This window comes from Gordonia sp. 135 (assembly GCF_009720185.1).
GTDB lineage: Bacteria > Actinomycetota > Actinomycetes > Mycobacteriales > Mycobacteriaceae > Gordonia > Gordonia alkanivorans.
The window spans coordinates 3,278,221-3,303,537 of the sequence record NZ_CP046257.1; the positions used below are offsets into that span (position 1 = coordinate 3,278,221).

Genomic DNA, 25,317 nt, shown 5'->3' on the forward strand with positions numbered 1-25,317 from the left:
GCACAAATGTGACTTCTTGCTCTGCCGTACCACAGGGTAGGGCCTTAGTTTGGTCGCATGACCAGAGATGTGTATGTCGAAGACCTTGTCCCCGGTGACCGCATCAGCCTCGAGGGCACCCCGCGCGTGGTTCGCACCACCAGCCGACTCGACAACAATCAGTTGCGCATCGAATTGGTCAAGGGCAACGACGACCTCCACGAGGTCGTGCTGGACCGCACCGTCAAGCTCCAGGTGAACTGAACCCCAACAGGTACTTCCGCTGTCAGGCGGCGCTGGCCGAGTCGAGGTCGCCGAAGACGGCCTGATTGTGGCCGAACGCGGCAACCGCTTCGTCGACGAGCCGTTCCACGGCAGCGGCGTCGAGCGGCAGGGCGTCGAGCCGAGCGCGATAGGAATCCTTGTAGCGCTTGAGTTTCTCGATCTCGTCGAAGGTGTAGAAACTCAGCGCCGAAGCGTCGACACCGTAGTGCTCGCGCATTCGATGGGCCACGACCTGTCCCCCGCTCAGGTCGCCCAGGTATCGCGTGTAGTGGTGTGCCACATAGCGAGCCGGGTCATCTCGCGTGGCCTCGATGGCCTCGACGTACCGGGCGACGGCCGGCAGCGGGGTGAACGAACTCGGGTCGACGCCGAACGACGCCAGATCGGCACCGAGCCTCGGGAGCCGACGCAGCTTGTCGTCGATCACGGCTCCGGCGATCGGATCGTCGGCCAGGTCGTCGCCGACGGCTTCGAGGGCCTCGTAGACGAAGTACAGCTGCACAGCCAGTTTTTGGTACTCGCCGCTGTCGAGGCGGCCCGACATCAGGTCGTCGATGAAGGGAGCCGTCTCGGCCTGCTGGTGCGCGACGGCGGTCGCCTCGCGGAGCCGTTGGGAAATGCTGGGGCCCGCGGTGTCGGGACCGGAGATGCTGGCGCTCATGATGCAATCAGTGATACCACCAGCGCCCGGTGATCGGAACCTGGCAGGTAGTGACTGTCCATCGACGTGGCCACGAATCCGCGCAGGATGACCCGATCGATGGCGACGAGCGGACGGTTGCCGAGCCTCGTGTCCGTCGGATACGTCGGCAGGAAGCCCGCGCCTGCCACGTCCGTCCCGTCGACGAGCCCGTTGGTCAGCAGCTTGCGGTAGGTCGCGTGGTTCCAGGTGGAGTTGAAGTCGCCGATGGCGACCACCCGCCCCGCGGGCAGTTTCGCGAAGTGGTCGGCCAGGATGCCCATGTCGTGGAACCAGCCGTCCTTCTCCCCCCACAGCGGTGCGGCCGGGTGAATGGCCAGCACGTGCGTACCGGGTGCGCCGGGCAGGTCGGTGCGCACCTGCAGGTTGTGGAGGATGGTGTCGGGGATGTTGAACCGATCCGACAGGGTCGCCCTGGTGAACAACGCGGTGCCCGCCGCGTACGAGTACGGGATGGCGAACTCGTTGGGCAGGAGACGCGCGATCTTGCCGCCGCGAATCCGTTGCAGCGCTTCGGGAGTCACCTCCTGCAGCGAAAGCATGTCGGGATCGGCCTCGGCCACGATCTTTTCCAGCGCACCGATGTCACCGCCGCCGAAGAGCAGATTGGCGGACACGACGGTGAACTCCTCGCCCTGCGGGGCGCTCGCCGGGACGACCAGCGGGATCTGGGTGTAGGCCAGCACGCCGGATACGACGATCGCGATCGCCAGCATGAACCAGCGGCGCAACGCCGCGAAGATCGCGATGGCGACCAGCGCCGGGACGAGCGCGAAGGCCACCCCGCTCGTCAGATACAGCGCAACGTTCCCGCGCGAGGGATAGAAGTGCAGCCACACCGCCAGCACCACCCCGGCCAGCATCGCCCAGCCGACGATGTACGCCGGCACCCACAGGAATCTCTTCACCTGTCCCCCCGTACAACAGAAGCGCGACTACGCGCCGAAGACCTTGAGCACCACGGCCTTCGCCCGGCGCGTCACCCGCAGGTAATTCTCCAGGAACTCCGACGCCTGGTCCTGGGGCCAGCCGGCCGCAAACGCGATCTGACGCAGCTGTTTGCCCGGACCCGGCAACTGATCGACGGGCTTGCCCCGCACCAGCACGAGGGCGTTGCGCGCCTTGGTCGCGGTGATCCACGCATTCTTGAGCAGCGCCACATCGTTCTCCGACAACAACTCCGCGGCACCGATCGCATCGAGCGACTCGAGGGTCGAGGTGTTGTGGAGACTGCGGTAGCGGTGGGCGTAGCGCAGCTGCAGCAACTGCACGGTCCACTCGATGTCGGCGAGACCGCCACGGCCCAGCTTCGTGTGGGTCGCCGGATCGGCTCCACGCGGCAGTCGTTCGGCGTCGACGCGGGCCTTGATGCGCCGGATCTCCTTGACGGCCTCGTTGCTGACACCCCCGGCCGGATACCGCACGTGATCGATCATGTGCAGGAAGTCGATGCCCAGCGCCTCGTCGCCGGCGACCTGGTGCGCGCGCAGCAGCGCCTGCACCTCCCACGGCTGCGCCCACTGGGCGTAGTACGCGGAGTAGGCGGCCAGGGTTCGCACGACCGGGCCGTTGCGCCCCTCGGGACGCAGTCCGGTGTCGACCTCGAGCGGCGGGTCGGCGCTCGGGCTGCCGAGGGCCGAACGGACGGTTTCGGCAATGGTCTGCGACCACCGGACGGCCTCGGATTCGTCGGCGTCGCGGTTGGGCTGGCACACGAACAGCACGTCGGCGTCCGAGCCGTACCCGAGTTCGCCGCCACCGAGCCGGCCCATGCCGATCACGGCGATACGTGCGGGTGCGGGCTTCCCGCGATCGCGTTCGGAGATGTCGATCGCCACGGTGAGTGCAGCATTGAGGACCGCGGACCACACGCTCGACAGCGCCTTGCACACCGTCGGCACGTCCATCAGACCGAGCACGTCGGCCGACGCGACCCGGACGAGTTCGGCACGACGGTGCGAACGCGCCACGGCGACCGCACGTTTCATGTCCTCTTGGCGCACGGTCGAGGCGATGAGCCCCTTGGCCACGTCCTCGGGCCGGATGGCGCACAGTTTCGGCCCGTCGGGACCGTCGGAATACTGGTGGATCACCTCGGGCGAGCGCATCAGCATGTTCGCGATGAACTCGGAGGTGCCGAGCACCTTCATCAGCCGTTCGGCGACCACCCCGTCGTCGCGGAGCAGACGCAGGAACCAGTCCTTGTCCTCGAGCGCCTCGCACAGCCGCCGGTAGTTGAGCAGACCGGCGTCGGGATCCGGTGTGTCACCGATGTGTTCGAGCAGCTGCGGCAGGATGAGCAGCTGGATCTGGCCGCGACGCCCGGGTGCGTTCGACAGCGCCCGGATGTGACTGAGCGCGCGGTCGGGCATGGCGTAACCCAATGCGGCCAGACGCCTCTCGGCAGACTCGTCGCTCAGGGTCAACTCGTCGGGCCGGAAACGGGTGACCGCCTCCAGCAGCGGACGGTAGAACAACTTCTGGTGCAACCGTCGGACGCGGAGGGTCTGGTGCTTGATCTGTTCGCGCAGCACGCCGGTCGCGTCGAGCTCACCCTCGCGACGGATGTGGGCCGCCCGTGCCAGCCAGCGCAGCCCCTCGGTGTCGTCGGGCTTCGGGAGCAGGTGGGTCCGCTTCAACTTCTGCAGCTGCAACCTATGTTCGAGCAGTCGCAGGAACTGGTACGAGGCACTGAGATTGGCGCCGTCGTCGCGCCCGACGTAACCGCCCGCGGTCAGTGCCGCGAGCGCGTCGACCGTCGGCATCACCCGGAGTTCCTCGTCGACGCGGCCGTGGACCATCTGCAGCAGCTGCACCGCGAACTCGACGTCGCGCAAACTTCCCTGTCCGAGTTTGAGATTGCGCTCGCGCTCCCCCTCCGGGACCAGCGATTCGACGCGGCGTCGCATCTTCTGTACCTCGGGCACGAAGTCGGGACGCTCGGCGGCCTTCCACACCATCGGCTTGACCGCCGCGATGTACTCGTTCGCCAGTTCCATGTCGCCGGTCATCGCGCGAGACTTCAGCAGCGCCTGGAACTCCCAGGTCTTGGCCCACCGCTCGTAGTACGCGACATGGGATTCCAGCGTGCGGGTCAGCGTGCCCGACTTGCCCTCCGGGCGCAATGCGGCGTCGACCTCGAAAAAGGCCAGCGAACCGATCCGCATCATCTCTCCGGCAATCCGGGAGGAGGCGCCGTCGGCCGGGTCGCTGACGAAGATGACGTCCACGTCGCTCACGTAGTTCAGCTCGCGCGCACCGCATTTGCCCATCGCGATGACGGCGATCCGCACCGGGATCGGATCGCCGCCGCACACCTCGGTGAAGGCGACGGCGAGTGCCGCGGTCAGCGCCGCGTCGGCGAGGTCGGACAGATAGGCGCCGACCTCCGGTAGCCACATCACCGGTTCGTCCTCGACGGTCGAGGCGACGTCGTGCGCGGCCAGCTGCAGGATCAGGTTGCGGTACGCCAGACGGAGCGCCACGACGGATTTCGGTCCGGTGAGCTTCGCGCGGTAGACGCGGTTGCCCTTCTCGACCTCACCCGGCACGGCCTCGGCGCCGACGGAGTCGAGCATCCGGCGGTCGACCTCGTCGCGGTCGGGCAGTTCGTCGGCGAGCAGCAGACGCCAGGTCGACGGCTCGGCGACGAGATGATCGGCCAGGGCGTCGGAGGAGCCGATGACACCGAAGAGCCGACCCCGGAACGATTTGTTCGTGCGCAGCGCCGCGTCGACCTCGGACCACTCGCCCTCGACGGCCCCGCGCAGCCGGACGAGCGTGCGGAGCGCGAGGTCGGCGTCGGGTGCCCGCGACAACGCCCACAGCACGTCGACGGACTCGGGCGTGTTCCAGCCGAGTTCGGCGAGATTCTGCGGCGCGGTGGTGTCGAGCAGACCCAACCGTCCTGCACTGGGTACCGCGCTGCGTCCCGGTCGTCGTGTCACTTCACAAAAATAGCGGCTTCACCACCGAAGACGACATCGCGGTCCCGAACGACAGGGCCCGGGCCCTTACAGCGGCAGGTAGTTCTTCAGCTCGTAGGGGGTGACCATGCTGCGGTAGCCCGTCCACTCGGCCCACTTGTTGCGCAGGAAGTAGTCGAAGACGTGCTCGCCGAGGGCTTCCGCGACCAGCTCCGAGTTCTCCATCTTGGTGAGCGCTTCGGCCAGGCTGCCGGGCAGTTCCTGGTACCCCATCGCGCGGCGCTCGGCCGGTGTGAGGGCCCAGACGTCGTCCTCGGCCTCGTCGGGGAGTTCGTAACCCTCCTCGATGCCCTTCAGGCCGGCGGCCAGCAGGACCGCGAAGGTCAGGTACGGGTTGCAGGCCGAGTCCGGGCTGCGCACCTCGATGCGGCGCGACGACGCCTTGTTGGGGGTGTACAGCGGCAGGCGGATGAGCGCGGACCGGTTGGCACCGCCCCAGGTCGCGGCGGTCGGGGCCTCGCCACCGTGGATGAGGCGCTTGTAGCTGTTGACCCACTGGTTGGTGACGGCACTGATCTCCGACGCGTGGTGCAGGATGCCGGCGATGAACTTCTTACCGGTGGCCGACAACTGCATCGGGTCGTCGGGATTGTGGAACGCGTTGATGTCGCCCTCGAACAGGCTCATGTGCGTGTGCATCGCCGAACCGGGATGCTCGCTGAACGGCTTCGGCATGAAGGTGGCCCACACGCCCTCGTTGATGGCCACCTCCTTGATGAGGTAGCGGAAGGTCATCACGTTGTCGGCCATCGACAGCGCGTCGGCGTAGCGGAGGTCGATCTCCTGCTGGCCCGGGGCGCCCTCGTGGTGGGAGAACTCGACCGAGATGCCCATCGACTCGAGGGCCTCGATGGCGTGGCGGCGGAAGTTGGGTGCGGCGTCGTGGACGGCCTGGTCGAAGTAGCCGCCGGAGTCGGCCGGTGTCGGCACCGAACCGTCGAGCGGTGCGTCCTTGAGGAGGAAGAACTCGATCTCGGGGTGCACGTAGCAGCTGAAGCCGAGGTCGGCTGCCTTGTTCAGCTGGCGACGCAGTACGTGGCGCGAGTCGGCCCAGCTCGGGGTGCCGTCGGGCATCGCGATGTCGCAGAACATGCGGGCCGAGTGGTGGCGGCCGGCCGAGGTGGTCCACGGCAGGATCTGGAAGGTCGACGGATCGGGCTTGGCGACCGTGTCGGCCTCCGACACACGGGAGAAGCCCTCGATGGCCGAGCCGTCGAAGCCGATGCCCTCGGAGAAGGCACCCTCGAGTTCGGCCGGCGCGATCGCCACGGACTTCAGATAACCGAGTACGTCGGTGAACCACAGTCGGACGAAACGGATGTCGCGCTCTTCGAGGGTCCGCAGCACGAATTCCTTTTGGCGATCCATGGTCGCCGACATTAGAAGTCGGCTGTTAAATCCGTGTTACACGCATAACACCAACTCGCTGTCCTGCGCGTTTGCCGAGGCCATCCCATCATATGAGACGCAAGCCAGCCGGGATGGGATGCCTCCGAACAGCCAGGATGCTTCCGAACCGCGACAACCTCCGCACATCGGGCCGACTCCACCTCCCGTTCGATGTGATCAATTGCATATCCTGCGACGGTTACATCACATATCTGCGGTGACACAATGGCGCTTGTCCGTGTTCAACCCGGGTACCCGCCGCGCCCCTCCGGGCCAGCCGGGACTCGAGGCAGAAAAGAGACAACGATGTCCGAATCCTCGGTCTATGGTGCATCCACCTCCACCACCGACGCTCCCAAGCGCCGTGTGACCCGCGTCCATCACCTCGCCCAGATGAAGTCCGAGGGCGAGAGGTGGTCGATGCTCACCGCCTACGACTACTCGACCGCATGCATCTTCGACGCCGCCGGAATCCCGGTGCTGCTCGTCGGTGACTCGGCGGCCAACGTCGTCCTCGGCTACGACACCACCATCCCGGTGAGCGTCGACGAGATGATCCCGCTGATCCGCGCCGTCGTGCGCGGCGCCCCGCACGCCCTCGTCGTCGCCGACATGCCCTTCGGCAGCTACGAGATCGGGCCGCAGCACGCCCTCGAGAACGCCATCCGGATCTTCAAGGAGACCGGCGCGCACGCGGTCAAGCTCGAGGGTGGCGAGCGCGTCGCCCCGCAGATCGCGGCTCTCACCGCCGCCGGTATCCCCGTCATGGCGCACATCGGGTTCACCCCGCAGAGCGTCAACGGCCTCGGCGGCTTCCGCGTCCAGGGTCGTGGAGACGGCGCCGACCAGCTCATCGCCGACGCCATCGCGGTCCAGGAGGCCGGCGCCTTCTCGGTCGTCATGGAGATGGTCCCCGCCGAGCTGGCCGGTCAGATCACCCGCAAGCTGACGATCCCGACCGTCGGCATCGGTGCCGGCAACGAGACCGACGCCCAGGTGCTCGTCTGGCAGGACATGGCCGGCCTCACCCACGGCAAGACGGCGAAGTTCGTCAAGCGGTTCGCCGACGTGGGCTCCGAATTGCGTTCGGCCGCCGAGCAGTACGCCGACGAGGTCCGTCGCGGCGTCTTCCCCGGCCCCGAGCACAGCTACTGACCGACGATCCGTAGAAGTTGTGGACGCCATATCCCCACAACTTCTACGGAATCCCGGTTGCGCCTAGGCTCGGTGACCATGCGTGACTTCTACCCGGAGATCGAGCCCTACGATTCCGGTCACCTCGATGTGGGTGACGGCCAGCAGATCTACTGGGAGACGTCGGGAAATCCCGACGGCAAGCCCGTGGTCTTCGTCCACGGCGGCCCCGGCGGTGGCACGTCACCGGCCCAGCGACGCTTTTTCGATCCCGCGAAGTACCGGATCGTGCTGTTCGATCAGCGCGGTTGCGGACAGTCCCGGCCGCACATCGCCGACGGCGCGGACCTGAGTGTCAACACCACGCCGCATCTCATCGCCGACATGGAGAAGCTCCGGACCCATCTCGGCATCGACCGCTGGCAGGTCTTCGGCGGCTCCTGGGGTTCGACGCTGGGTCTCGCCTATGCGCAGGCGCATCCCGACCGGGTCACCGAACTGGTGCTGCGCGGGATCTTCCTGCTGCGTCGCTGCGAGATCGACTGGTACTACAACGGCGGCGCGTCGCACATCTTCCCCGACGTGTGGGAGACCTACCTCGAGCCGATCCCGGCGAACGAGCGCGACGGCGACCTGGTCGCCGCCTACCACCGGCTGCTGACCTCCGACGACCGCGACGTCGCCCGTGCCGCGGCCCGCGCGTGGACCGGCTGGGAACAAGCCACCAGCTACCTGCTCCCCCGTCCCGAGGAGGAGTCGGGACAGAATCCTGACGAAGCGCACCGCTTCGATCTCGCCTTCGCGTCGATCGAGAACCACTACTTCGTCAACCACGGCTTCCTCGACGACGGCCAGCTGCTCGACAACATCGACGCCATCGCGCACATCCCCGGCGTCATCGTCCAGGGACGCTACGATGTCGTCTGCCCGATGCGCAGCGCCTGGGACCTCCATCGGGCCTGGCCGGCCGCCGATCTGCGCATCGTCGACGACGCCGGGCACGCCTCCTTCGAGACCGGCATCCGGCACCACCTGCTGGAGGCGACCGACCGCTTCGCCGAATGAGGCGTCGCCGGACCCGGGGTCACTAGACTCGAGTCAGCTGCACCGTGTCGTCGGCGTCAGGAGGATCAGGTGGCCGCATCCGAGCAGGTCGAGGTGGAACTCAAGTTCGACGTGGACCCCGGCCACATGGCCCCGGACCTGCGGGCGCTCCCCGGAGTCGTGTCCGCGACCGAACCCGAGACGTTCTCGCTCGACGCCACCTATTTCGACACCGAGAACCTCGATCTCGCCGGCAACAGGATCACCATGCGACGCCGCACCGGCGGCACCGATCAGGGCTGGCATCTCAAGCGCCCCACCGACATCCCCGGCGCGCGTCGCGAACTCCAGATCGGCTTCGACGAGGCGCCCGCCGACGGTGACGTCCCCGAGGCCCTGGTGACGCCGGTCCTCGCACTGACCCGCTGCCGCAGGCTCACCCCCGTCGCCGTCATCTCCACCACGCGCACGGTGACGCGCCTGCTCGGCGTCGACGACGAGCCGCTCGCCGAACTCGCCGAGGACCTGGTGACCGCGCAGTCGTTGCTGCCGGGCGGGCATTCCCAGCAGTGGGCGGAGTGGGAGTTCGAACTCCTCTCCGGCGGCACCACCAAGCTGCTCAAGGCCGCCGACAAGGTCCTGCGCGCCGGGGGCGCCCGACCGGCGTCGAGTGCTTCGAAGTTGGCTCGTGCCATCGGTTCGACGCCGACCGTCCACAAACCCCGACTGTCGAAGCGCCCCACCGCGCTCGAGCTCGTCATCACCGACATCGCCCTGCACCGCAACAGCCTGATCGCCTACGACCCGCTCGTGCGGGAGGACGCCGACGACGCGGTGCATCAGATGCGGGTGTCCTGCCGCCGACTCCGCAGCGTGCTGTCCGGCTACCCCACGGTGCTCGACGCCGAGCGCACCGCCCACGTCGGCGCCGAACTCAAGCTCCTCGCCCGGATTCTCGGTGACGCACGGGATTCCGAGGTGCAGCTCGAACTCGACAAGTCCCTGCTCCGCGGCGAGAACGCCTCCGCGGAACTGCTCGCCGCGCTCGCCGGCGCCGAGACCCAGACCCATGATCGGGCGATCCGCGCCGCGCACGCCGCGATGTCGTCGAAGCGCTACTTCGCCCTCCTCGACTCCGTCGACGCCCTCATCGCCTCTCCCCCGCCCGGACCCGACGCCGAACTCCCCGCGACCGTCGTCGTCGACAAGGCGGTCGCCAAGAGCCGCAAGCACATCCGCAAGGCACAGGCCGATCTCGCCGACCTCACCGAGGGCTCGGCCGAGTGGCAGGAGCAACTGCACAAGATCCGCAAACGCGCAAAGCGGTTGCGCTACAGCATCGATGCGACGGAGCCGCTCAACAAGAAGAAGTACCGCGAGGTCGGCGCGGTCGCCAAGAAGATCCAGTCCGCCCTCGGCGACTTCAACGACATCCGCATCAACCGCGACCACCTCGCGACCATCGTCGCCGACGGGAAGCTCGGTGCCGCCGACATGTTCATCGTCGGTCGGCTCGACGCCCGCCTCGAAGCCGATGCCTACCGCGCCGTCGCCGAGTACCGCAAGGCCGCCAAGGACCTCTGACCCGCCCCGCCCCCGCTGCCTGAGGTGCGAGGAGCGCAAGCGACGAGCCACGATGGCCTGGTGAGATCACCTCCCGCGCAAGCATTTTTCTCCCGCGGGACTGGTTACTTCCCGCTTATTGGCTAGCACCCGCGGGAGGGAAACGGTCACGCGCGCGGTAAACGCTCCCGCGGGAAGTGTGGCTACGCGGGTCGGAACCCCACCGTCCGCGTGACCTCGTCCGCGGCCGCCAGTTCGACCTCGAGCCGGGTCCCCGGACGCAGGTCACCCTCGCAGCCCGCGACGACCGGCGGGTCGGCGATGAACACCTGGGCGGGTTTGCGTTCGGTGGCCGCCGACATCACCACTGCGTCAAAGCGTTCGCCGACGCGGTCGGCGAGGATGACGGCCTCGGCGAGATCGATGCCGGCCCGGTCGGCGGTCGCGCCGAGGGTGTCGGCGGAGCGCAGGATCTTGGGCAGGGTCGGCAGGGCGCGCATCACCCAGTCGGGTACCTCCCGGCCCGCGGTGACCGCGAGGCACACCTCGGTCGCGAACCGGTCGCCGAGGCGGCGCAGCGGCGCGGTGACGTGGGCGTAGAGACCGGCGATGGCGGCGTGCTGCTTCTTGTCATCCGGGATGGCACGCGCCTCGTCGGAACCGTCGAGCGCGAGATAGTTGGCGCCCCGCATCAGACCGCTCGCGGCCGACTGGATGGCGAGCGTGCTCGGCCGGTCGCCGGGCAGGCCCGCCAGGAATCGACCCACCGCCAAGCCGTCCGGCCATTCGACGCCGAGCGCTTTCGCGGCGGCGCGCAGATCCTCGACCGCTTCGGGATCGGCGGGCGGCAGCGTCCGCAGCAGTCCGATGCCCGCCTCGGCCATGATCGTGCCCGCGCACATCCCGGCGAGCAGCGAGAGCTGGGAGTTCCACATGTCGGCCGGGGTATGGGGTTCGAGGTCCAGCCGCCAGCCCGCCTCGGTGCGGGACACCTGCTGGTCCGGCAGATCGAGTTCGACGGCCCCGCGATCCATCGCGACGCTCTGCCGCAGCTCACCGAACGCCGGCAACGCCGCGATCGACGGATGCAGTCGGCCGGCCGCGGCGTCGGCGCTGACCCCCGCGTAGTCGAAGCGGGCGACGGACCGAATCCGCGAGCGCCGCACCTGGACATCGGCGACCGTCCCGTCCCCCGAGACCCGGATCGTCCAGAGCACGCAGGGCCGAACTTGTTCGGGCAGAAGTGATCCGCTGCCCTCCGACAGTTCGCGCGGATGCAGCGGTACCGAGCCGTCCGGGAAGTACACGGTGGACCCGCGGCGTCGGCTCTCCTGATCGAGTGCGCCTTCGGGGATCACCAGGGCCGCGACGTCGGCGATGGCGTAGTCGACGATGAACCCGTCACCGTCGGCGGCGAGATGGACGGCCTGGTCGAGATCGCGCGACGTCGGCGGGTCGATGGTGACGAACGGGACGCCGGTGTGGTCCTCGCGCGCATCCGCGAAGCGGTCGACGGAGTCGCGCGCCTCGGCCAGCGCGTCGTCGCCGTAGGACTCGTCCACCCCGAGCTGATCGCGGATACCGGCGAAGTCGATGTCAGGGGCGAAGAGGAAGCGCGTCACGTCTCGAACCCTAGCGCGCGTGAACGCGACCTATCCGGGAGCGCGATACCCGGAGGCGAACGAGTCGGCGCGTAAGCCGGATCCTGTGCCCGCGAGGTCTCTCGACCGTCGCGGGCGGCGACCATCCATCTGGGCACACCGTCGCCGGGTACCTCGAGCGGCCCACCCGCGGGCTGGGGCGAGCAGCCCTCGTAACGCCCGCGCACACGCACCGTGAGGTGCGTGCTTCGGCCTTGCTCCGGGTGGGGTTTACCGAGCCGACGCGGTCACCCGCGCCGCTGGTGCGCTCTTACCGCACCGTTTCACCCTTACCGACCTTGCGGCCGGCGGTCTGTTCTCTGTGGCACTGTCCCGCGGGTCACCCCGGGTTGCCGTTAGCAACCACCCTGCTCTGTGGAGTCCGGACTTTCCTCGGTGCGCGGCGTGACGGTCTTCCGCCCGTTCCGCTCACCGCGGCCGCCCGGCCGACTCGTTCGCGGAACCCAGGGTACGGCAGGCCGTGCGACCGCCGATCATCCGACGGCGTCAAGGGCCGTCAGTGCCAGTGCACGGCGTCGTTGACCAGACGCACGACGGAACCACCGTCGGGGAAGAACTCGGCGATCGAGACCGACGCCAGGTCGAGGTGGAGGCGGAACAACAGCTCCGGCCCGACGCCCAGCGCTTCACGCAGCATCAGCTTGATCGGGGTGACGTGCGAGACGAGCACGACCGTCTGCCCCGGATACTGCTGCAGCAGATCGTCTTTCGTCTCCGCGACCCGCTCGGCGACCTGCGCGAAGCTCTCGCCACCGGGTGCGGGCACGGTGATGTCCGACAGCCATTCCCGGTGGATCTCCGGATGCCGTTCCGACGCTTCGACGAACGTCAGGCCCTCCCACTCGCCGAAGTCGTTCTCGATGAGTCCGGGATGTTCGACGACGTCGACGCCGGTCACCGCGGCGACCTCGTCGGCGGTGGCGCGGGCGCGGCTCAGCGGCGAGGTCACGATCGCGGAGATGTGCTTCTCGCGGACGACCCGCTGGGCTGCCGCGCGGGCCTGGCGCAGACCTTCCGCGGTCAGCTCGGGGTTACCGCGTCCGGAGTACCGACGATCCACCGACAACGCCGTCTGGCCGTGGCGCAGCAGGATGAACCGGGTCGGCGAACTCCGCTGCCCCTGCCAGGACGGCGACCTCTCGCCCACAGTTGTCAGATCCCCGATTCGGCGGTCCGCACGAGGATCGCGCCGCATTCCTCGCAGCGGATGACCTCGTCGGACAGCGCCGCGCTGATCGACGCGATCGTGCCCCGGTCGAGCTCCATCCGGCAGGCACCGCAGCGTCGTGCTCGCAGGAGTCCCGCGCCGATACGGCCGTTGGCGCGCTGCTTGTCGTAGACGGCCAGCAGGTCGGCGTCGATCTCCCCGGCGAGCGTGTCCCGCTTCTCGCGGGCGCGCGTCATGTCCTCTTCGATGGTCGCGAGCGACTCATCGCGGCGAACCCGAGCGTCGGCGACCTTCTCCTCGAGATGCGAGATCGTCGCGGCGGCGCGGTCGCGCTCGGCCTCGACGGCCTCCTGCTGCTCCATGAGCGTCAGCAGTTCGTCCTCGAAGACCGCACGACGGCGTCCGAGTCCCGCGAGTTCGTGCTGCAGCTCCGACAGCGCCTTGGGCGCGAGCCCACCGGCGGCGAGCTGCTTGGAGTCCTTGGCCTCACGGTTGGCCATCCCGGTCACCTCGGACTCGATGCGGCGGTATTCGCGGCTCAGGTCCTCGGCGGAGATCTCCGCGCGCACCAGATCGTCACGGGCAGCGTCGATCGCCTTCTCCTGCTCGGCGATCTCGGCGTTCTCGGGCAAGTTCTTGCGGCGATGCTCGAGTCGGTTGATCTCGGCATCGGAGTCCGCGAGATCGAGCAACAGTCGCTGCACTCCGGCGTCGACTTTCATTGCGGCCTCCTCTCTCTGAAGTTCTGAAGTCCCCCTACCGTACGCGGCTGGTCCCGGCGTCCCGGCGGGCGGATGGCCTTTGGTCAGGCGGCCCTCCGGGCGTCACCCGAAGCTGTGCAATCCGAACGGGTCGGTCGGCGTGTCGTACACCACCACGGGCACGTCGCAGTCCTTGCGGACCAGCTCCGCAACCTGCGCGCACCAGGGGAACTCGGTGGCCCAGTGTCCGGCGTCGACGAGGGCCGGCCCACCGTCGCGCAGACTCTCGTCGGCAGGATGGTGTCGGAGGTCGCCGGTCACATAGACGTCGACGCCGAGCCCGCGCACGCGCCCGAGCAGCGAATCCCCCGCCCCACCGCAGACCGCGACCGTGCGCACCGGTGCATCCGGATCGCCGGCCGCCCGGATTCCCGACGGCGCACCCAGTGCGCGGGCGACGACCGCGGTGAAGTCACGCAGCGTCATCGGCTCGGGCAGCGAACCGACCCGACCCAGACCCAGGCCGCTGCCGAGGTCGGCGAGCTCGAAGACGTCGAACGCCGGTTCCTCGTACGGGTGGGCGTTGCGCAGCGCCCGGAGCACCGACCCGCGGATGGACCGGTCGGCGACCATCTCCACCCGCGCCTCGTCGACGTGGGTGCGGGTGCCGATCTCGCCGATCGTCGGCGTCGCGTCCTCCTGGGCCTCGAACTGGCCGGTGCCCACGACCGTCCACGAGCAGTCTCGGTAGTCGCCGATCGCACCGGCGCCGACGGCGAACATCGCCTCACTGACCTGTTCGACGTTGCCCTCGGGCACCATCACCACCCATTTGTCGAGCGGCGCCGCGGATTTCGGTTCGATGGGCACGGTGTCGACGAGGCCGAGCAGGTCGGCGAGTGCGTCGGAGACACCCGGTCGTGCACTGTCGGCGTTGGTGTGGGCCGACAGCAGCGCGATGCCGTTGCGGATCAGGCGGTGCACGATGCGGCCCTTGGGGGTGTCGGCGGCCACCGACGTGACCCCGCGCATCAGCAGCGGGTGATGGGCGATCACCAGGTCCGCCTTCTCGGCGACGGCCGCGTCGACGACGGCGTCGGTCACGTCGACGCACGCCAGGACCCGACGCACCGGTTCGGCACGGTCGCCGCACACCAGCCCCACGGCGTCCCAGGACTCGGCGAGTGCCGGCGGATACGCACGTTCGACGGCGTCGACCACGTCTCCGACGGTGATCCCCTCAGACGTCGACACGGTTCCCATCCCTCATCTCCTCTCGTACCTGCTCGATCGCCGCGGTCAGCGCGCGGACCTGCTCGACCGGACGTACCGCGAGCCGCAGATGGTCGTCGCCGAGTCCGACGAAGTTGGCGCAACTGCGCACCGCGAACCCGTGGTCGACGAGACGCCGTTTGACCTCCGTGGCCCGCGGCACCTCGACGAGCACGAATGGTGCGGCCGGTTCCGCCACGACGACGAGCCCGATCCGGGTCAGTTCGTCGACCATCTCGGCGCGCTCGGCCGCGACCCGGCGGGCCTGCTCCGCGCAGTGAAGGAAGCCCGCCTCGCCGAGGCACGCGGTCAGCGCGGTCAGCGCGGGTGTGGACAGCGCCCAGGGCCGCCGCCCCGCCCGCAGCCGCGCGAGGATCTCCGGCGCGGCGAGCAGGTATCCGGCGCGCAGCCCTGCCAGGCCGAAAGTCTTTGTCACGCTGCGGATCACGATGAGGTCCGGCCAGTCGGCCGATGCCAGCGACTGTGGTTCGAGTTCCCCGTCCGCGCCGAGGGTGAGATCGGCGAAGGCCTCGTCGACGACGATGATGCGTCCCGGACGCCGCAACGCCGCGATCGACTCCCGCGGGTGCAGCACCGACGTCGGGTTGGTGGGGTTGCCCAGGATCACCAGGTCGGCGGTGTCGGGCACCTCCGCCCCGGACAACCGCCACGGCTCGTCGAGCGTCACCTGCGTGATGGGCACCCCCGCGGCACGCAGTGCGATCTCCGGTTCGGTGAACGACGGCTGGATGAGCGCGGCATGACGCACGTCGAGTCGCGGCAGCATCTCGAAGCCGTCGGCCGCGCCGGACAGCAGCAGCACATCGCCGGGCGAGCGACCGTGGGTGGCCGCGATGGCGTCGACCGCGCGCCGCTCGTCGTCGAGGCCGGGATACCGGGCCAGGTCACCGAGACCGCGCGTGATGGCGTCGAGGACGAAAGGCGGTGGCGTGCCACGGACATTGACGGCGAAGTCCACGAGCCCGGGTGCCGCATCCCGGTCGCCGTGCCGATCCGGATCGGACAGGTCGGATGAAGATGCGACGCCATACCCAGCTGTCATGTCTGTTGACCTTACGTGCACGATGGACGCGTGTTGACGCCGCCAGATCCCCGCCATCCCGACACCGTGCTGCTCTTCGACCTCGACGGCACGATCACCGACAGCTTCGCGGGTATCGCCAACAGCTTCCGGCACGCCCTCGCCGCCGTCGACGCGCCCGAGCCCGATCCGCAGGTCGTCGCGGGCATCGTCGGGCCGCCGATGATCGACACCCTCAACCAACTGGGACTCGCTCCCGAGGTCGCCGAAGAGGCCATGCGCGCCTACCGCGAGCGCTACACCGAGATCGGCTGGCGGGAGAACGCGGTCTACGACGGGATGCCCGACGTCCTGGCCGATCTCTCCGCGTCGGGGCGCACGATGGCGGTCGCGACGTCGAAGAACCAGACCACCGCGCGCAGGATCCTCGAACACTTCGGTCTCGCCGACCACTTCGAGTACATCGCCGGTGCCAGCGATGACGGCACGCGTCGCCACAAGGCCGACGTCGTCGCACATGCGGTCGCCGAACTGGGACTTCCCGTCGACGCCGACACCGGCCACGTCACCGCGCCGGTCGTGATGATCGGCGATCGGAGCCACGATGTGCACGGCGCCGCGGCCTTCGGGATCTCTGCGGTCCTGGTCAGATGGGGTTATTCTCTGCACGGGGAGGAACAGGACGCGGCCTGGGCGGTTGAGTCCACAGCCGAATTGCGCGGCGTCCTGGGTATGTGACCGACGCCCTGGACCACCGAGCGTTCGGCACGTCGAGCTGAGGTAGACACCAGTGGCAGAAGAACTACACATCTGTTTCGTGTGCACGGGCAACATCTGCCGGTCGCCGATGGCGCAGAACATCTTCCGGACCGCCCTGGACGACGCGGGACTGGGCGGCAAGGTGCGCGTCACCAGTTGCGGGATCGCGGGCTTCCACGTCGGCGAACCGGCCGACAACCGTGCCCGCACCGAATTGCTGGCCCACGGTTACTCCGACGCCCACGTGGCGGCGCTGCTCGGTCCCGAACACTTCGACGCGGATCTCTTCCTGGCGATGGACGACGGTCACGTGCGGGAACTCGAGCGCAAGCGGCTCGGCGACCGGACACGACTGCTGCGGTCGTTCGATCCGTCGGCACCCGCCGACGACCTCGCCCTACTCGACCCCTACTACGGCGGCAACGACGACTTCGTCGCCACCCGCGAACAGATCGAGAGCGCCGTCCCCGGCCTGATCGACTGGGTGCGTATTGAGCTGGGCGTGGCCTGACGACCACGCCCTGCGGACCGGCCTCAGCCGACCGGTGCCACCAGGTTGTGCACGAAGCGGATCTTCTCGAGCACCGGCGCCGGGAGCACGAACGGGTAGAGGTCCGGGTGGCCCATCGACCGGTTGATCTGGTTGAGCGCCCACGTCAGTGGGAGCCACTCGTCGATGATGCGGTCGAATCCCACGTCGCCGGGCGGCACGCTGTCCAGCGTCGTACCCGACGGCGCCATCGCGAACGCGGCGGCGGTGTCGAGGGTGTCCCGGATGTGCAGGTAGTGCGCGAAGGTCTCGGCGAAGTCCTCGGCGGGGTGCATCGTGGCATAGGAGGAGACGTAGTTCTTCCGCCACCCCTCGGGCGCACCCTCCTTGTAGTGCCGGTCGAGCGCGGCCTGATAGTCGTCGTCGGGGTTGCCGAACAGCTCCTCGAACTGCGGACGACGGTTGTCGGTGATCAGGACCAGCTGGTAGTAGTGACCGATCTCGTGCCGGAAGTGTCCGAGGACCGTCCGATACGGCTCGTCGAGTTCGACGCGCATCTGCTCGCGGTGCACATCGTCGCCCTCGGCGAGGTCGAGGGTGATGACGCCGCTGGCGTGTCCGGTGATGACGTTTCGTTGCGCGCTGGAGAGCAGGTCGAAGGCAAGACCCGTGGTGGGATTCTCGTCACGATTCTCGATCGGCAGCCCGAGCTCGGTGAGTTCGAGGACGAGACGCCGCTTCGCGGTCTCGGCCTGGCCGAACACCACCAGCGCCTCGGGATCGTCGTCGCCGGGACGTGTGCGCGTCAGCTCGCACGATTGGCAGAGCTCCGGGTTGCCGGTCCACTTCACCAGCCAGTTGCATTGCGCGACCTTGGTGTTCACGCATCGCTCGAGGAGGACGCCGTCGACCTCGGCGCGTCCCTTGTCGTCGAGGACTTGAATGGAGCGGGACTCGAGCCAGAACCCGAGTGGGCTCTGGCAGTTCAGGCACAGGCTGTTCTCGAAGGAAAGCCGCTGGCCGCAGTTCAGACAGATGAAGTCACGCATTAGATCACGCTACAGGTGCTGAGTAACCTGGGCATCGTGCATGTGCTGCGAACGATCCTGCGTCCCGGGTGGATTGCCCTCGGCGTCGTCGTCGTGGCGTTCGCCGTGGCCTGCTTCACCATGCTCGCGCCGTGGCAGCTGGGGAAGAACTCCGACACCGAACGCCGCAACGATCTGATCCGTACCGCGACCTCTCTCGAGACCGTGCCGCTGGCCGAGGTGGCGCCCTCGTCGACCCTCGACCCGTCGGCCGAGTGGCGCGGCGTCGAGGTGACCGGACGCTACCTGGAGGACCAGCAGGCCCTGGTGCGGCTGCGCAACATCCAGGAACGGCCGGCCGTGGTGGTCCTGACGCCGTTCGCGGTGGACGGTTCGGATCGCGTGCTCCTGATCAACCGCGGTTTCGTCCGCCCGGTGGAGGGCGGTGTGCCCGACATCCCGGCGCCGCCTGCCGGTGAACAGACCATCGAAGGAAGAATCCGCGCGGCGGAGAGCGTCAGCGCCGACCGTGGCTCCCGCGCCGACAACGGTGTGCTGACGGTCCCGTCGATCAATCCGGGTCTCGTCGGGACCGCGACCGGCACTCCGATGGACGACTTCTACCTGCAGCTGTCCCCGGACCAGCCGGGCTCCCTGGGTGAGATCCCGCTGCCCCAGCTCGACACCGGCCCCTACCTCTCGTACGGGTTGCAGTGGCTCGCGTTCGGGATCATGGCGCCGCTCGGCGTGCTGTACTTCCTGATCGCCGAGATCCGGTCACGCCGACGCGCCGCCGCCGCGAAGGCAGCTCCCGCGGCGGAGGCCACCGCCGAGACCGGTGACGTCGCCGACGCGGAGACCGCTTCTCGTCCCGCGGGCACCGCACCCGATGGACAGCCGAGTACGGCTGCCTCCCGCGCCGAACGTCGTCGGCAGATGCGCGAGGAACTGCGCGCCGCGAGCGGCACCACGGTGGTCCACAACGTCGGACGCATCGGTCACGGCCCCGTTGCCGAAGACACGGTCGGCGACGTCCGCGATGCGACGCCCGACCCCCGCAGTCAGGACGGCGACGTGCGGGACAAGCTCAGCCGGCGCTACGGCGGCTGACCGCGACCCGGAGCAGACAACCCGCCACGCACGCGGCCACCGTCGCCCGTTGGACCCGCCGCGACACCGTGACCGCGGCCCGTAGATCGGCCGGCTTCGGTGCCGGCCCGGAACCCAGCGTCGGCCGTTGTTCGACGCCGTGCGGGTACACCGTCCGACCCCCGAGCTGCACCCCCAGGGCTCCCGCGAACGCAGCTTCGACGACCCCGGCGTTCGGACTGGGATGCGCATGGCTGTCACGACGCCACGCTTCGGCGGCACGCCTGGGTGCCCCGGAGACCAGGACGATCAATACGCCTGCGAGTCGTGCCGGGAGGATGTTGGCGACGTCGTCGAGTCGCGCGGCCGCCCAGCCGAAGTCGCGATAGCGCTCGTTGCGGTACCCGACCATCGCGTCGAGGGTGTTGACCGCGCGGTACCCGAGGATTCCGGGAACGCCCGCGACCGCACCCCAGAACAACGGCCCGACGGTCGCGTCGGAGGTGTTCTCCGCGATCGATTCGAGCGCCGCCCGACAGATCCCGGCCTCGTCGAGTGACATCGGATCACGGCCGCACAGACTCGGGATCAGGGCCCGCGCCGCGTCGATGTCGTCGGACTCGAGGGCGTCGGCGACCGCATCGCCCACCCGGCACAACGAGGTCCCGCCCAGCGCGATCCAGGTCGACGCAGCCGTCAGCGCCACCGATGCCGGCGCACGACGCCCGGCCGATGCCGCGACTGCCGCGCCCACGACGCCGCCCGCGGCCACCGCGACCAGACCGGCACCGGCAGCCCGCGAATCGCGGTACATGCGGTGTTCGAGCACAGATGTGAGCCGTCCGAAACCCGCGACCGGGTGCCCCGTCGACGGGTCCCCCAGGGCCTCGTCGAGGAGGAAGCCGACGATGAGTCCGGCTGTGTTCGACAGGGCTCGTCGTGCGGGTCGGTTTCGCTGCTCACGGGTCAGGGGCACCGCGCGATGGTATCGACTGCGCTCGTGCCAGACTCGACCCGTGGCCAGGTCATCCGCGGAACCGACCCCGGGTCGGCACGTCATCGACACCGGTGTCGCCGAACTCGCGCGCGACACCATCGCCGGCGGTTGGCTGCTGACCGTCAACGGGGCGCACAGTTCGCACATCGATCCCGACGACCCGACCGTGCTCGACTTCGAGTACCTGCGCCAGATGGCGGCCGTCATCGCCGAACGCCATCCCGCCTCGGACCGGTTGCGCGTCCTCCACCTCGGTGGAGCGGCCTGCGCGCTCGCCCGTTACCTCGACCATCAGTACCCCGATGCCCGACAGGTGGCGGTCGAGGTCGACGGCGAGCTGGCCCGCCTGGTGCGTGAGTGGTTCGATCTCCCCCGCGCCCCCAAGCTGCGGATCCGGGTCGGCGACGCACGGGAGGTCGTCACCTCACTGCAGCCGGGCACGCGCGAGGTGATCGTGCGCGACGCCTTCGCCGGCGACCGTACGCCCGCGCATCTGACGACCCGTGAGTTCACCTCCGCCGTCCACGACGTGCTCGTGCCGGGCGGGCTGTACCTCGCGAACTGCGGCGACAGCCGGGATCTGGCGGGCGCGCGCGCCGAGGCCGCCACCGTCGCATCGGTCTTCGACCATCTGCTGCTCATCGCCGACGCCGCGATGTTCAAAGGTCGGCGCACCGGCAACATCGTGATCGTCGGCAGCGACGCCCCGCTCGACGCGTCGGCGACGCTGGTGCGCACTCTGCTCAGCGATCCGCTACCTGCGCAGATCCTCTCCGGCGCCAAGGCCCGCGACTTCGCGCGCGGCCCGGGCCTGGCCGACTCCGACCTCGCGGCGGACCGGCCGTGATCGTCGCCGGTCCCGCGTCCGGTCGATGTACGAACACGCCCGGCAGTCGTTAGGGTGGTTTCGACCGCCGGCCGAGATCTGACGATCGCAGAACCGAGGATGACGTGACCGATCCATCGTCGAGAGCGGGCACCACGCTGGGCCCGTACCGCATCGACAGACTCCTCGGTCGCGGCGGCATGGGTGAGGTCTACGAGGCCTACGACACCGGCAAGGAACGACGCGTCGCCCTGAAGGTTCTCCCGCCACATCTGGTCCACGACAACGATTTCCGCGAACGGTTCGAGCGCGAGTCGAAGACCGCGGCGAAACTGTCCGATCCGCACGTCATCCCGATCCACGACTGGGGCGAGAAGGACGGCGTCCTGTTCATCGACATGCGCCTCGTCGACGGTCAGGATCTCCGCAAGGTGCTCGACTCCGGTCCCCTCGCGCCGGACCGGGCGATTCGCATCCTGGGCCAGGTCGCGGCAGCGCTCGACGCCGCGCACCGCGACGGCCTCGTCCACCGCGACATCAAACCCGACAACATCCTCGTCGACGCCGACGACTTCGCCTACCTCGTGGACTTCGGTATCGCGCAGGGCGCCACCGACAGTCGCCTGACACAGGTGGGGACCGCACTCGGCACGCTGGCCTACATGGCGCCGGAGCGGTTCGGCGACGAACCCGCGGGCCCGGGTTCGGACAACTACGCCCTCGCCTGCGTGCTCTACGAGTGCGTCACCGGCCAGACCCCGTTCCCGGCGAAAACCGACCAGGGACTCATGACCGCGCACATCACCAAGCCACCCCCTCAGACAGGCGGCCCACTCGACCCGGTGATCGCACGCGGTCTCGCCAAAGACCCCGCGCAGCGTTTTCCGAGCGCGCGCGAACTCATCCAGGCGGCCTCCGACGCGCTGTCGGGCAGTCCGTCGGCGTCGGCAACCCGACCGCAGACACCTCCGGCCGAGCAGGCCCCACCGACGGTCGTGCCCCAGCCCATTCCACCCGCGGGCCCGACCCCGCGGCCCCACACCCCGCGTCCGCCGCAGTCACAACCGCCGGCTGCCCACCCGACGCCGGGCGGCTCCATGGCATCCGACCCGACGATGGTCCGCGGTCTGAATTCGGGCCCCAACGTCCACGGGCCGCAGCACTCTCCCGGTTCGGCCGGTGGATATGGTCCTCCCCCTGGACCTTTCGGGCCGCAAGGATTCTCAGGTCCCCAATTCCATTCGGAGCCTTCCCCTTCGGGGCCACAGTCGTTCTCGGGGCCGCAGTCGCACTCCGGTCCCCAGTCGTTCTCGGGACCCCAGTCGTTCTCGGGACCCCAGTCGCTGTCCGGACCCAACCAGTGGGGCGGCACCCCGACCCCACCTCCCCGCAAGTCGAAGACCGGCCGCAACATCGCCATTGCCATCGGGGTCGGCGTGGTGGTGATCGCCCTCGCGGTCACCGGCATCGTCGTCGCGCTGTCGGGCGGTGGCGACGATCCGCCGGAACCGGGCACCTCGTCGCAGGCGATGCCCGCGGGCACCGTCGCGTGCGACTACCCGACGCGCACGGTCGTCGGCGGCATCACCCAACCTGCACCGGCGTCGACCCAGCCGAACACCGGCACCGTGGACGCACAGATCCCGATCGCCGCGCAGGGCACCATCACCATGACCCTCAACCGGGCCGAGGCACCGTGCAACGTCGGCGCGATGGTCGCGCTGATCAAGTCCGGGTTCTACGACGGCAGCAAGTGCCATCGCGCATCGGCGAAGTACCTGATCTGCGGGTCTTCGGGCGGCAAGGAGGGCACCAACCCCGGTTGGACCAGCCCCGACGAACTCCCCGAGGGCCTACCGTCGGCCGGCACGGACACCAACGGCATCCCGCAGGTCACCTACCCGCGCGGCACCGTCGGCATCCTCGATCTCCCCGACGACGAGGGCGCCACCGGATCGACGACGTTCTTCATGCTCGCCGACGACACCGACCTCCCGCTCACCTACTCGATCGTCGGCACCATGGACGCGTCCGGGCTGGCGGTCCTGGACAAGATCGTCGCGGGCGGCTTCACACCGACCAAACCCGGCGCCCAGTCAGGACCGCCGAACCAGAACCTGCTGATCCAGAAGGCGACGGTCGGCGAGTAGCCGAATCGCAGAGTGCGTCCTGAGTACCGTTTCCCGACACTCAGCCCGCACTCTCCCCTTGCTGAGGGTCAGATCACGTAGTTCATCCGGTTCAGGATCGCGTTCCCCAGCGCGGCGTCGCCATCGATCTCCACCGCGTCCGGGCTGGCGTCCCGACGCCCACCGGCGCAGCGGGCGAGGTTCGCGGCGTCGATGCGCAGACGGACATCGGCCGACGCGTCGCCGCCGTCGAACTCCTCCACCAGAGACGCGCGGTCACCGACGTCGATCCGAACCGTTCGCGCGGACAGCCCGGTGATGGCGAAGAGCACCTTGCTGCCCTTGGGCGCATCGGCGCGCTTGCCGACGACGAACGGCAGTGACGCGCCGATCTCGTCCAGCGCCAACGACGCGGGGACGGGGTCGGTGACGGCGGAACCGTCGGTGCCGTCACGCAGGTCGATCTCGTGCGTCCAGCAGTCGAAGATGCGGATGCGCATGAAGCGTCCGTAGGTGTCGGCGCCGGCCGGCGTCATCGACGGGGCGTCGAACTGCTCCTGTGTCATCGCCCGCAGTGCCGCGGTGCGAACCGTGATGATCTCGTCGAGCGCGGCGAGCACCTCGGCGCGCGGCTTCGGCCGGTAGTGGTCGACCCACTTCTCGTTGAGCTCGCCGATCGGGTTGCGCACGTGGTCGAGTGCACTCACCGTGCGGGTGGCTTCCACGTCGCGGCCGTCGAGCATGCTCTCGGTGCCGATGATGTGCGCGACGATGTCGGCGTTGGTCCATCCGGGCAGCACCGATGCCGCCGACCACTGCTCGTCGGTGAGTGCGGCGGCGACGTCGGCGATCGCGGCCCACTGGGCGATCAGGCCTTCGGTGACCTCGGCGAGCGGCAGAATGGTCGTCGGCATGGATGCTCCTTGCGGTCGTGCGCCCGGCGGGACCCGGACCGCACCAACCTTATCGGGGTCGGTGAGCGGGGCAGCCGCATTGACGCACCGCGACAAGCCGCCCCCGTTCTGCCAAACGAGGACCGAATCTGTCCGCATCGTGCGGCAGGATGTCTTCATGTTGGAAACCTCGGCCCGGCTGCTCGCCCTGCTGTCGCTGCTGCAGACGCGGCGGGAATGGTCGGGCAAGGAGCTCGCGGAACGCCTCGACATCACGACCCGCACGGTGCGACGCGACATCGACAAGCTCCGCGAGCTCGGTTACCCCGTCGACGCGAATGTCGGTGCGCGCGGCGGGTATCGGCTCGGCGCCGGCGCGGAGATGCCGCCCTTGCTCCTCGACGACCAGGAGGTCCTCGCCGTCGCGCTCGGGCTCGACGCGGTGACGACGGGCGCGGTCGCCGACATGGCCGAGGCATCGGCCGGGGCGCTTGCGAAACTGCGTCAGGTCATGCCGTCGCGACTCCAGCACCGCCTCGACGCGCTGCGGATCGAGGCCATCCCGCGGGAAGCGCCGACGAGCGCGGTCCCGGCCGAACGCCTCACCGACATCGCCACGGCCTGCCACCGCCACGAACGCCTGCGCTTCGACTACCGGCGCAACGACGGTGAGGAGAGTCGACGCGAGGTCGAGCCGTTCCGGTTGGTGCGCAGCGGAAACCGTTGGTATCTCGTGGGCTTCGACCTCGCGCGCGACGACTGGCGTTCGTTCCGCGTCGACCGCATGGACCCGAAGATCCCCACCGGCCCCCGATTCACCCCGCGCGAACCCCCCGAGGGCGGCGCCGCGGCCTTCGTCGCCCGTGGTCTCGGTGCCGTGCAGCAACAGGCGACCGCGCGGATCCGCGTCCACCTTCCGCTCGACGAGGTCGCGCCGATGATCCACCACTACTGGGGTGCCCTGGAATCCGGCGACGAGAACAGCTGCGAGGTGACCGTCTACAGCACCTCACTGACGGCGATCGCACGGTGGATGTACGCCTTCGACGCCGACTTCACCGTCCTCGAACCCGACGAGCTGCGCGTCGAACTGGGTGCCGTCGCGGAGTATCACGACCAGGTCGCCGAACGTTATCGACGCGCGATGTCCGCCCGGCCCTGACCGTGTTGACCTGCTGTTCC

22 protein-coding genes and 1 other RNA gene are annotated in these 25,317 nt (G+C 69.0%); 10 read left to right on the forward strand and 13 right to left on the reverse strand.

The window, feature by feature from the left end; genetic code table 11:
- The first annotated feature begins 57 nt into the window (after positions 1-57).
- Entirely contained in the window at positions 58-243 is a 186-nt protein-coding gene (locus GKZ92_RS14810) for a hypothetical protein (RefSeq protein WP_006356812.1), read from the forward strand.
- A gap of 22 nt (positions 244-265) precedes the next feature.
- Here the strand turns inward: GKZ92_RS14810 and GKZ92_RS14815 are convergent, their stop codons facing one another.
- The 4 genes from GKZ92_RS14815 to glnA form a co-directional block, all read right to left on the reverse strand.
- Positions 266-925 (reverse strand): biliverdin-producing heme oxygenase, encoded by a 660-nt coding sequence (locus GKZ92_RS14815; RefSeq protein WP_081474291.1) that lies wholly within the window; start codon positions 923-925, stop codon positions 266-268.
- The gene (locus GKZ92_RS14820; protein WP_035752711.1) at positions 922-1,872 is read right to left on the reverse strand and encodes an endonuclease/exonuclease/phosphatase family protein; all 951 of its coding nucleotides are present in this window, start codon (positions 1,870-1,872) and stop codon (positions 922-924) included. Before GKZ92_RS14820 ends, GKZ92_RS14815 begins: the two co-directional genes overlap by 4 nt.
- Before the next feature lie 27 nt (positions 1,873-1,899).
- On the reverse strand, positions 1,900-4,911 hold the full coding sequence (locus GKZ92_RS14825) for a bifunctional [glutamine synthetase] adenylyltransferase/[glutamine synthetase]-adenylyl-L-tyrosine phosphorylase (RefSeq protein WP_155225390.1): 3,012 nt from the start codon (positions 4,909-4,911) through the stop codon (positions 1,900-1,902).
- Between the two features lie 66 nt (positions 4,912-4,977).
- Positions 4,978-6,318, reverse strand: coding sequence for a type I glutamate--ammonia ligase (gene glnA, locus GKZ92_RS14830; RefSeq protein ID WP_040003901.1), 1,341 nt, complete (start codon positions 6,316-6,318; stop codon positions 4,978-4,980).
- A gap of 327 nt (positions 6,319-6,645) precedes the next feature.
- On the opposite strand from glnA, the gene panB reads away from it, so the two are divergent.
- The 3 genes from panB to GKZ92_RS14845 all read left to right on the forward strand — a co-directional run bounded on the left by panB (position 6,646) and on the right by GKZ92_RS14845 (position 10,101).
- Positions 6,646-7,494, forward strand: coding sequence for a 3-methyl-2-oxobutanoate hydroxymethyltransferase (panB, locus tag GKZ92_RS14835; RefSeq protein ID WP_006356807.1), 849 nt, complete (start codon positions 6,646-6,648; stop codon positions 7,492-7,494).
- Between the two features lie 78 nt (positions 7,495-7,572).
- The gene (gene pip / locus GKZ92_RS14840; protein ID WP_035752715.1) at positions 7,573-8,538 is read left to right on the forward strand and encodes a prolyl aminopeptidase; all 966 of its coding nucleotides are present in this window, start codon (positions 7,573-7,575) and stop codon (positions 8,536-8,538) included.
- Between the two features lie 69 nt (positions 8,539-8,607).
- Positions 8,608-10,101, forward strand: coding sequence for a CYTH and CHAD domain-containing protein (locus GKZ92_RS14845; RefSeq protein WP_006356804.1), 1,494 nt, complete (start codon positions 8,608-8,610; stop codon positions 10,099-10,101).
- A gap of 182 nt (positions 10,102-10,283) precedes the next feature.
- Here GKZ92_RS14845 and GKZ92_RS14850 read toward each other — a convergent pair whose 3' ends face one another.
- The 6 genes from GKZ92_RS14850 to cobC all read right to left on the reverse strand — a co-directional run bounded on the left by GKZ92_RS14850 (position 10,284) and on the right by cobC (position 15,945).
- Positions 10,284-11,702 carry an RNB domain-containing ribonuclease gene (locus GKZ92_RS14850; protein ID WP_075864046.1) on the reverse strand — a complete coding sequence of 473 codons (1,419 nt, stop codon included), beginning with the start codon at positions 11,700-11,702 and terminating at the stop codon, positions 10,284-10,286.
- 56 nt (positions 11,703-11,758) lie between these two features.
- An RNA gene (gene rnpB / locus GKZ92_RS14855) (RNase P RNA component class A) lies at positions 11,759-12,174 on the reverse strand.
- Positions 12,175-12,237: 63 nt separating this feature from the next.
- Entirely contained in the window at positions 12,238-12,888 is a 651-nt protein-coding gene (locus tag GKZ92_RS14860) for a histidine phosphatase family protein (RefSeq protein ID WP_075864045.1), read from the reverse strand.
- Positions 12,889-12,893: 5 nt separating this feature from the next.
- A complete protein-coding gene (locus GKZ92_RS14865) occupies positions 12,894-13,631 on the reverse strand; it encodes a zinc ribbon domain-containing protein (RefSeq protein ID WP_035752722.1) in 738 nt (245 codons plus the stop codon).
- Positions 13,632-13,733: 102 nt separating this feature from the next.
- Positions 13,734-14,873: a Nif3-like dinuclear metal center hexameric protein gene (locus tag GKZ92_RS14870; protein WP_035752725.1), complete on the reverse strand. Its 1,140-nt coding sequence runs from the start codon at positions 14,871-14,873 to the stop codon at positions 13,734-13,736.
- Complete coding sequence (cobC, locus tag GKZ92_RS14875; protein WP_035752728.1) at positions 14,851-15,945, reverse strand: Rv2231c family pyridoxal phosphate-dependent protein CobC; 1,095 nt, start codon at positions 15,943-15,945, stop codon at positions 14,851-14,853. Before cobC ends, GKZ92_RS14870 begins: the two co-directional genes overlap by 23 nt.
- Before the next feature lie 30 nt (positions 15,946-15,975).
- Here cobC and GKZ92_RS14880 point away from each other — a divergent pair, with 30 nt between their 5' ends.
- Positions 15,976-16,662 carry an HAD-IA family hydrolase gene (locus tag GKZ92_RS14880; RefSeq protein ID WP_196222009.1) on the forward strand — a complete coding sequence of 229 codons (687 nt, stop codon included), beginning with the start codon at positions 15,976-15,978 and terminating at the stop codon, positions 16,660-16,662.
- 52 nt (positions 16,663-16,714) lie between these two features.
- Entirely contained in the window at positions 16,715-17,194 is a 480-nt protein-coding gene (locus tag GKZ92_RS14885) for a low molecular weight protein-tyrosine-phosphatase (RefSeq protein ID WP_035752730.1), read from the forward strand.
- A gap of 23 nt (positions 17,195-17,217) precedes the next feature.
- Here the strand turns inward: GKZ92_RS14885 and GKZ92_RS14890 are convergent, their stop codons facing one another.
- Entirely contained in the window at positions 17,218-18,222 is a 1,005-nt protein-coding gene (locus GKZ92_RS14890) for a zinc-binding metallopeptidase family protein (RefSeq protein WP_006356796.1), read from the reverse strand.
- 36 nt (positions 18,223-18,258) lie between these two features.
- Here GKZ92_RS14890 and GKZ92_RS14895 point away from each other — a divergent pair, with 36 nt between their 5' ends.
- Positions 18,259-19,311, forward strand: a complete 1,053-nt coding sequence (locus tag GKZ92_RS14895) for an SURF1 family cytochrome oxidase biogenesis protein (protein WP_230461809.1) — start codon at positions 18,259-18,261, stop codon at positions 19,309-19,311.
- Here the strand turns inward: GKZ92_RS14895 and GKZ92_RS14900 are convergent.
- Positions 19,289-20,266 (reverse strand): cobalamin biosynthesis protein, encoded by a 978-nt coding sequence (locus tag GKZ92_RS14900; RefSeq protein ID WP_035752734.1) that lies wholly within the window; start codon positions 20,264-20,266, stop codon positions 19,289-19,291. The two genes, GKZ92_RS14895 and GKZ92_RS14900, sit on opposite strands and share 23 nt — an antisense overlap.
- A gap of 40 nt (positions 20,267-20,306) precedes the next feature.
- Between GKZ92_RS14900 and GKZ92_RS14905 the strand changes: the two genes are divergently transcribed.
- Together GKZ92_RS14905 and GKZ92_RS14910 are read left to right on the forward strand one after the other, a co-directional pair.
- Positions 20,307-21,134, forward strand: coding sequence for a spermidine synthase (locus tag GKZ92_RS14905; RefSeq protein ID WP_127962808.1), 828 nt, complete (start codon positions 20,307-20,309; stop codon positions 21,132-21,134).
- Positions 21,135-21,238: 104 nt separating this feature from the next.
- Positions 21,239-23,263 (forward strand): protein kinase domain-containing protein, encoded by a 2,025-nt coding sequence (locus GKZ92_RS14910; protein ID WP_035752737.1) that lies wholly within the window; start codon positions 21,239-21,241, stop codon positions 23,261-23,263.
- A gap of 68 nt (positions 23,264-23,331) precedes the next feature.
- On the opposite strand, the gene GKZ92_RS14915 is transcribed toward GKZ92_RS14910, so the two are convergent.
- Positions 23,332-24,156 carry a maleylpyruvate isomerase family mycothiol-dependent enzyme gene (locus GKZ92_RS14915; protein ID WP_155225391.1) on the reverse strand — a complete coding sequence of 275 codons (825 nt, stop codon included), beginning with the start codon at positions 24,154-24,156 and terminating at the stop codon, positions 23,332-23,334.
- A gap of 157 nt (positions 24,157-24,313) precedes the next feature.
- Here GKZ92_RS14915 and GKZ92_RS14920 point away from each other — a divergent pair, with 157 nt between their 5' ends.
- Positions 24,314-25,297: a helix-turn-helix transcriptional regulator gene (locus tag GKZ92_RS14920; RefSeq protein ID WP_155225392.1), complete on the forward strand. Its 984-nt coding sequence runs from the start codon at positions 24,314-24,316 to the stop codon at positions 25,295-25,297.
- The last annotated feature ends 20 nt before the right edge of the window (positions 25,298-25,317 follow it).